Source organism: Phaeobacter sp. HS011 (genome assembly GCF_018101215.1).
Taxonomy (GTDB): Bacteria; Pseudomonadota; Alphaproteobacteria; order Rhodobacterales; family Rhodobacteraceae; genus Phaeobacter; species Phaeobacter inhibens.
Window position 1 is genome coordinate 142,257 of sequence record NZ_JAGEUF010000009.1, and the last position, 7,782, is coordinate 150,038.

The following is a 7,782-nucleotide window of genomic DNA, read 5'->3' on the forward strand; positions in this document are numbered from 1 at the left end:
CATTGATCAGGTCGGGCGCTCCAGCAGCTGATTGATAAGGATCAGCAGCTCTGCTGGCTCAAACGGCTTCGTCAATGTCGCCGTTGCGCCAAGATCCTTGGATGTGACCAGTAACTGCTCTAGCCCCGGACGCTGCGTGGCCCCGGACATCGCAATAATCGGCGGGATTTCGTACCCGTCGCGGGCAAGCCCTTGCAGGAAGGAAATAACCATCACGCCCCCATCCGGTATGGCGCGGTTGTTTTTCTTCACGATCAGATCGGTGATGACCAGATCAAAATCATATTCCTTGTACTGGGCAATCGTCTCGGTCGCGTCCTCGCAGATGATGGGAAAGTGACCGGCCTGTTCCAAGGAGACCTGCAACAGGCTGGCAAAGATCTCATCATCTTCCAGAACCAGTATGTTGGCCATATCCGTCGCTCCTCCGCGGCTTGGCGATACTGCCCCGAACGAGACATCGATGCACTGCCTTTTTTCCCGCAAACCTTTTACCCGGCGTCCGGGGCTTGATCAATTGCCGAGCTGCCATAACGGTTACAGAACCGAAGCTGAGGTCGGTTTTGCCTGACATTCCCGGCTGGTCACCTATAACATGGCGGCAATCCGCGATCCTAATCTGAGCCAGCGCGTTACGGAGCCTTCTACATGGCGAGACCAATCCGGTTCCTGTTTTCCTTTCTTGTGCTGGTGACTATGGCCTTGCCCGGCTGGTCGCAGGACGGCCCGAACCCGTTGCGCATCGGCTTCCTGTCGGTTCCTCCCTTTGCGCAGCGCGACAGCCAGGGCCAGGAAACCGGATTTCTGGTGGAGTTAGCGCAGGACCTCGCAACCGAGTTGGGAACCAGCATCACACTGGTGCCAGTGACTTCGAGCCGTGATTTCGTACAGGCGCAGGCCGAAGGGCGCACCGATTTGATTGCCGGTATCGCCCAACTGCCTGCACTGCGGAACAGCAATCTGTTCTCAATACCGATTTCCAGCGAAACCCTCCGCCCCATGATGCGGACGGACACGGTGCAGGGCCACTCCACCGCAACGCTGAGCGGCGTACGCGTGGGGATCGTGCCACCGGCGGTCGGCTCTGAACAGGAGGCGTTTCTTGCCCGCAATACCACGGTGAATTTCACGACACCCGAAGCCGCCGTCATGGCGCTGCTATCCCACCGGGTTGACGCCGTGCTAATCCCGGAACCTGTCGCATTCAATATCGCGAAGCTGGCCTCCGTCGATGGGCGGGTCAGCTTTCTCAACCCGCCCTTGCGCCAATTTGACCGGTTCGTCGCCCTCCATGAAAGCCGTGCTGATCTGATGCCAGACATCGAAGCCGCGCTTGACCGGATGAAGCAGGACCGGCGCCTTGACGCGCTGCTGCTGAAGTATTTTCTGGATATCCCCCTGCCTGCTCCGGATGTGCTACGGGTGGGTGTCTACCCTTCTCCTCCCTATCAGGTGATCAATGCCGATGGACAGGTTTCCGGCTTCGCGGTTGACGTGCTGCGCGGCCTCGCCCGGCGCACCGGGTTGCAGCTGGAGTTTCAGACCATCAGCGAAGAGGCCTGGCTGCGCGGGCCACAATCGGACACCTACGACATCCTCCCCGCAGCCCAGATCACCGGCAGCCGACAGGCACAGATGGATTTCGCGCATCCGATTTTGGCGGCGGAGCAATCCCTCTTTACCCAGGTGGAGTTGGCCGATCGCATCGCGCAACCGGAGGACCTTAGCGCGCGCCGGGTCGGCGTGCGTGCTGACAATGCCACTGCGCAGGCGATGGGGGCTGCACTAGACTGGCAGGTCGTCCCGATGAGCTCTGTGCCAGCCCTGCTGACCGCGCTGCAAACGGGACAGGTCGATGCCGTGGTCGATCACCCGGACAAGCTTCTGGTGGCCGCCGAAAACCTCCGGATGCGGGACGCTCTGACTGAGGTGCTGCCTGCACTGCTGAGTTATGAACGCGCACCGGCATTGCGTTTTGGCCTGGGTGACGTTCGCGACAAGCTGGATCTCGCTCTGCCGCAATATCTGGTCTCCGCCGAATATGCCGAGCTGCGCCGCAAGTATTTCGAGCCCCCCGTATTCTGGAATGCAGCGCGGCTGCGCCTGCTCGGCTATGCCATCGGTGGCGGGTTGCTGACGCTGTTGGGTGTGCTCGGTCTGAGCAAACTGCGCACGCGCCGCCGCATCGCCGCAGACAAAGCCAGACGCGCCGCAGAGATTGCGGAGATCCGGGATGAACTGGAAGTGGTGCTGAACGCAGCCACCAGCGGAATTGTCGCCTTTGATCGTGCGGGGCAGATCATCCGGATCAACCACCCCGCCCGCCATATGCTGGGGGACATATCCGCCGAGACCCCGTTTGTCTGGCCCGAGGCGATCCGCTTTCTCGATAAGGACACCCTCACCCCGTTGATTGCCAGCGCCGATCCGCTGCAACGCGCCCGTTCGGGCCATGTCCTGTCAGGAGAAACCCATCTGCTGCGGCGCAGCGCCAACAGCGATGACCATCGATATGTCCGGGTCCGAAGCGCAGTTCCGAAAAACGAACACCAAGGTGTGGCCTTGGTGTTGGTGCTGGACGATGTCACCAACGAGGAACTAAACCGGCAGGTCAACGACCGCAGGAACCGGCTGGATGCGCTGGGTGAGCTGACGGGTGGTATTGCCCATGACATCAACAATCTGCTGGCCTCGCTGCTCTATGCGGTGGATCTCGCAGGAACCGCAACCACCTCCGAGCACCGGGCGCGGTTCCTTGGCATTGCAACAACCACCATCAACCGGGGCCGTCAGCTGACAACGCGGCTGCTGGCCTTTGCCAAACGTCAGCCCGGTTTTGCCATGGCCAAACCGGTTCAGGAAACTCTGACAGGGTTTCACGACCTGATCCGCCCGATGCTCGAGACGCGGATTGAGATACAGGTGCAGGAGGCCGATCCCGACTTGCTGGTCTATTGCGATCCTGCACAGCTGGAAACCGCGCTGATGAATCTGGTTCTCAACAGCCGCGATGCCATCATGAGCAGCGGTCACGGCACCCGCATCATTCTTAAGGCCCGGCCAGTAGCTGCCCCGCAAGACCGCCCGGGGGCCAAAAGCAGAAATGACGACGAAGGTCTGGGCACGTCTGCTGCCAATGCAAACCACCGCTATGTTGAACTCTCTGTCACGGATGATGGTCCGGGCATGAACAACGCCACGCTGATCCGCTGTACCGACCCGTTCTTTACCACCAAAGACGCCAATTCGGGCACCGGGCTGGGGCTGTCAATGGTGTATGGCTTTGCCCGCCACTCAAACGGCGATCTGCGGGTCTACTCCCAACCGGGCGGCGGCACCACTGTGCAATTGACCCTGCCGCGCGGCTCCGATCTGAGCCTGCCCAAAGCTGCCGCCCCTGACACCCCCCTTCAGAAAGGCGCCGGTGAGACCATTCTTCTGGCGGAGGATGAACCGGATCTTCGCCAGATGACCCGCGACATGCTCGTGACGCTCGGCTACCAGGTGCTGCCGGTCGGCTCAGCACAACAGGCGCTGGAGCTGTTACAGGACAGCAACCCGTTCGATCTGCTGCTGACCGACGTGGTGATGCCAGGCTCCATCGGCGGCTTTGAACTGGCCAGCCGTATCCGCCAGGTCCATCCGGGAATGCCCGTGATCTACACCTCCGGCTTCACCGGATACACGCCGGATGAGATGGGCCCGGTCACGGCCCCGCTGCTGCAAAAACCCGTCCACCCGAGAGATCTGGCTGCGGCACTTGCTGCGGTATTGCGGGACTGATTGCCCGCTTAGATCAATGACGCGAGACGCAGCCATCCAAAAGACATCGGTGCGTTAATTCTGAGCAGGCCGATGGGTTGTCCCGCATGGCAGCGACGGCCAGAGTGTTATGATGACACAGGAAGCTGGTTGAGTGCCAGCTCTGCCACTTTTCCCAAATCAGGCGCTGTAGCCCCGTCGCGCGCCTGCGCTGCAAGCCCCTGGATCAGAACCGCGACGTATTTCGCCAGTAGATCGGGCTCGGTGCAAGCAGGCATGTCCCCCTCTGTGATACCTCGTCGGATGCGATCTGCGATCATCGTCTCGCTGGCTTGCCTGTATCCTGTCAACAGCTCCTGAGCGCCTGCGCTGCCTTTTCCGCAATTGGTTGCAGCACTGACGAGCAGACAGCCTCTGGGTCTTTCTTCGGCGCAGAATGCCTCAATGGCCTCTGCCACGTAGCGGCGCAATGCCTTGGCGGTGGTTGTTTCCTCGTCAAGGGCACGCGGGGCGTAGGCTGCAATGCTTTGCGCGTAGTGGGCAGCGCACTGTTCAAACAACGCCTGTTTGTTGCCGAAGGCCGCGTAGATGCTGGGAGGGTTCACCCCCATGACGGCGCTGAGGTCGGCCATGGATGCCGCCTCATATCCCCGCTCCCAGAACAGCAGCATCGCCTGCTCAATCGCGTGTTCGGTATCAAAACTCCGCTGCCGTCCCAAGGTCACCTCCATTTAATTTATCGATCACTACACAAAAATACTTGACCGGACAAGCGGCTCATTATTTAACGATCACTACAAATAAAGGAGGCACAAATGAAGGCTGCAATTATCGAGACCTTTGGCGATGTTAACGTCTTTCGAATGACGGAACTGCCGCGCCCGGATCCCAAGTCCGGGGAGCTGCTGATCAGGATCCACGCATCCAGTGTGAACCCAGTGGATGTCGGTGTCCGCTCAGGGCAGATCCTGCCTGATGACACGGCCCATTTTCCGATGGTCCTGGGCTGGGATGCCGCTGGTACGGTCGAGGCGCTTGGGTCAGAAACTGATGGCTTCGCGCCCGGCGATCGGGTGATGGCCATTTCGCCTCAGCCGGGTTCATTGGTCGGCACCCATGCGCAATTTGCCGCGCTGCCAGCCAGCCAGGTTGTAAAAATCGCGGATGCGGTCCCCATCACAACTGCCGCAGCGGTACCGCTGATCGGCAGCACCGCCTTGGCGGCGCTTCAGACGCTGGATCTGGCACCGGGTGCCCGTATCCTGATCAACAATCCCAAGGGGGCGGTCGGCGCAATAGCTGCGAAAATTGCACCCTTGCTGGGGTTCGAACTGGCGCCCCCGGATGCGCTCGGTGTCGATGGGGCCATTGATGTACGCGGTTGCCAGCACGCGCAAAAGGCGTTTGCGGCCGTCAAGGATGGCGGTGCCTATGTGACCATCGTTCCAGAATGGTGGAAGCCGGGAGGGGTCTTCACCCCCGCGCGCGGCATCACGCCTGTGACAGTTCAGAACCCGGCCAATCAAGACCTTCTGGCGCCCTTGGCCGACTGGCTGGCACAAGGCGACCTGATCCCCGAGGTCGAAGAGATACTGCCGCTTGATCAGATATCAGAGGCACACCGCAGGCTGGAAACCCCTGGACTTACCGGCAAACTCGTCTTGGATCATGCCATTTTCTGATACCAACGGCGACAGGCACAGGCGGAGTTCTCCGCCTGTGCCCGTCATTATTCTGCCCGAGGAAAGCGGCACATCGCCCGGATTACCAGCGGATCTCCAACGCCTCTTTCAGTCCTTTCTTCATTGCACCTGCCTCCGGTACTCCTGCACCGGCAGGCCGCCAATGCCCCAATCCTCCAGCGGCACCTCACTGATCACCACAAATGTGGTCGCCGGGGACTTGCCCAGAACGTCCTGTAATAGATCGGTGACGCCGCTGATCAGCTGTGCTTTCTGCTCAGCGCTGGGACCAGTGCCATCGGGACCACCCTCGCGGGTCACCTGGATATTCACATAAGGCATCGTTCAGTCCTTTCGGGGTACATAGGAGAACACTTTCGCAACGATACGCCATTCGGAACCGTGACGAACAAGAGTAAGAAGGTCATGGAAATCACGTCCCATCATGGTCATCCGGGCGCTCACGCAGGCCAGCCGATCGCTGGCAAAGGCCACCTCCAGAACCTCCTCCTCGCGCTGCTCACCGTGCCTGGCCGGCGGCTCTCTTCCATCCACGCGGGCCATGTAGGTCTCAAGATCAAGGTACAGCTCATCTCCTTCGGTAGCGCAGACATATGCCAGCTGCGGGTGAAAGACGTCGCGCAGGATGGCGCTATCGGCTTGATGGAGGCCCTCGAAATAGGTTTCCATCAACTCACCGACCTCTTTGTGATCAACAGACGTCATTGGATCAGCCCCTCTGCACGCATCGCCGCCTGAGCAGATGGGCGGGCGGCTGTGCGGCTCACAAAGGCCGCGAGGTAGGGCCAACGCGCCAAGTCGATACCGGTGAAATTGGCCCAGTTCGAGACTACGAACAAATAGGCATCCGCAACAGAGAACTGATCCGCAACCAACCATTCGCGGCCATCTTCCAGTTGCGTCTCGATCAGATCGAATTTGCCCGCAACAGCAACGCGCGCTTCGTCCTGACCAGCCTCACTGGTGCCTTCGCGAAACAGCGGGCCGAACGCTTTGTGCAGTTCGGTCCCGATCCAGTTCAGCTGTTCCTGCATCCGGGCGCGCGCAAAGGTCCCCGCTGCTGGCACCAGACCAGCCTCCGGGTGGCTGTCGGCGATATACTGCAAAATGGCCGGCCCTTCGGTGAGAATGCTGCCGTCCTCCAGACGCAACGCCGGAACGTAACCTTTTGGATTAATTGCGAGGTAATCCGCACCACCTTCGGTCCGGCCTGCGGCAGTATCGACAGCCTCGATTTCAAAGGGGCGGCCGGTCTCCTGCAGGGCAATATGGCTGGCCAGTGGGCAGGCTCCGGGTTTGTAGTAGAGTTTCATGACGATCTCCTATGGTGATGCCCACTGGTTACCGTCTCACATGATCCATTGATAATATTGTGTTCTCATAATAACGATTAGAAAAATAGATCATAACGCAATTCCATGAAACACGACCAGCTCATCGCTCTCGACGCAATTGTTTCAACCGGCACCTTCCGCGGCGCCGCTGAGCGTCTGCACAAATCACAATCTGCCATCAGCCACACAATCCGCCAGTTAGAAGAACAACTGGAGCTGGAGCTGTTCAACCGCGAGGCCTACCGCCCGGTCCTCACCCCGGCAGGGGAAATTTTCTACCGCGAAGCGTCCAGAGTGCTACGCCAGATGCAAGGGCTGCGCACCACTGCGGCCCGGCTGCGCGCTCGTGAAGAGCCGGAGTTGACCATCGCCGTCAGCGCCACAATGGATCTGGACCTTCTTTTGCCGCCCCTTGCAGACACCGGGCAACGCCACCCGGCGACCCACCTGCGGCTGCGGATGGAAATGATGGGTGGTCCGATTGCCCGCCTGCTGGAGGGCACGGCCGATATCGCGCTTGCCTCGCTGGCCGGGGTGCCGCTCGATACTGTGGAGGCGGAACCAGTCGGAGAGGTCACGATCCGACCGGTCGCCAGCCCAAATCTGGGCCTGCCCGCCACCTCCCGCGCCTTGGCAGCCAACGAAATACAGGGTCATGTGCAAGTGGTCGCCGCGGACTCCGGCACAGCGGTCCATGAGCAAAGCCGCGACCTGTTGGCAGGCGGGCTGAAATGGACCGTATCCGATCTTGCCGCGAAGAAAAAAGTGATCCTCGCAGGCTTTGGCTGGGGCGGCTTGCCCGACCACATGACGGTTGAGGAACGGCGATCCGGGGACTTGCTCTCCCTGAACCTAGAGGGCTTCCCGCTGCGCCGGACCACACTCTTCAAAATGAGGCGCAGAGACCAGGCGATCGGTGTTGTTGCTGATGAGCTTTGGAATAGGATCGGGAGCCTTACCCCGACCTAACGCGCCTTATTCTT

General features: G+C 60.3%; 8 protein-coding genes. 3 read left to right on the top strand and 5 right to left on the bottom strand.

Annotation, left to right across the window (positions count from 1 at the left end):
- Window positions 1-6: 6 nt before the first annotated feature.
- On the bottom strand, window positions 7-414 hold the full coding sequence (locus J4721_RS16850) for a response regulator transcription factor (protein ID WP_014875743.1): 408 nt from the start codon (window positions 412-414) through the stop codon (window positions 7-9).
- A gap of 234 nt (window positions 415-648) precedes the next feature.
- Here J4721_RS16850 and J4721_RS16855 point away from each other — a divergent pair, with 234 nt between their 5' ends.
- A complete protein-coding gene (locus tag J4721_RS16855; RefSeq protein ID WP_211003194.1) occupies window positions 649-3,783 on the top strand; it encodes a transporter substrate-binding domain-containing protein in 3,135 nt (1,044 codons plus the stop codon).
- Window positions 3,784-3,890: 107 nt separating this feature from the next.
- On the opposite strand, the gene J4721_RS16860 is transcribed toward J4721_RS16855, so the two are convergent.
- Window positions 3,891-4,493 (bottom strand): TetR/AcrR family transcriptional regulator, encoded by a 603-nt coding sequence (locus tag J4721_RS16860; protein WP_027246260.1) that lies wholly within the window; start codon window positions 4,491-4,493, stop codon window positions 3,891-3,893.
- Between the two features lie 84 nt (window positions 4,494-4,577).
- On the opposite strand from J4721_RS16860, the gene J4721_RS16865 reads away from it, so the two are divergent.
- Window positions 4,578-5,444 carry an NADP-dependent oxidoreductase gene (locus J4721_RS16865; protein WP_211003193.1) on the top strand — a complete coding sequence of 289 codons (867 nt, stop codon included), beginning with the start codon at window positions 4,578-4,580 and terminating at the stop codon, window positions 5,442-5,444.
- Window positions 5,445-5,564: 120 nt separating this feature from the next.
- On the opposite strand, the gene J4721_RS16870 is transcribed toward J4721_RS16865, so the two are convergent.
- From J4721_RS16870 to gstA, 3 genes are read right to left on the bottom strand one after another with little or no spacing between them, the layout of a single operon-like run.
- Window positions 5,565-5,786: a 4-oxalocrotonate tautomerase family protein gene (locus J4721_RS16870; RefSeq protein ID WP_044040980.1), complete on the bottom strand. Its 222-nt coding sequence runs from the start codon at window positions 5,784-5,786 to the stop codon at window positions 5,565-5,567.
- 3 nt (window positions 5,787-5,789) lie between these two features.
- Entirely contained in the window at window positions 5,790-6,170 is a 381-nt protein-coding gene (locus J4721_RS16875) for a nuclear transport factor 2 family protein (protein WP_211003192.1), read from the bottom strand.
- On the bottom strand, window positions 6,167-6,778 hold the full coding sequence (gene gstA, locus J4721_RS16880) for a glutathione transferase GstA (RefSeq protein WP_102870443.1): 612 nt from the start codon (window positions 6,776-6,778) through the stop codon (window positions 6,167-6,169). Before gstA ends, J4721_RS16875 begins: the two co-directional genes overlap by 4 nt.
- 105 nt (window positions 6,779-6,883) lie before the next feature.
- Here gstA and J4721_RS16885 point away from each other — a divergent pair, with 105 nt between their 5' ends.
- Window positions 6,884-7,768, top strand: coding sequence for a LysR family transcriptional regulator (locus J4721_RS16885; RefSeq protein ID WP_211003191.1), 885 nt, complete (start codon window positions 6,884-6,886; stop codon window positions 7,766-7,768).
- Window positions 7,769-7,782: the final 14 nt, after the last annotated feature.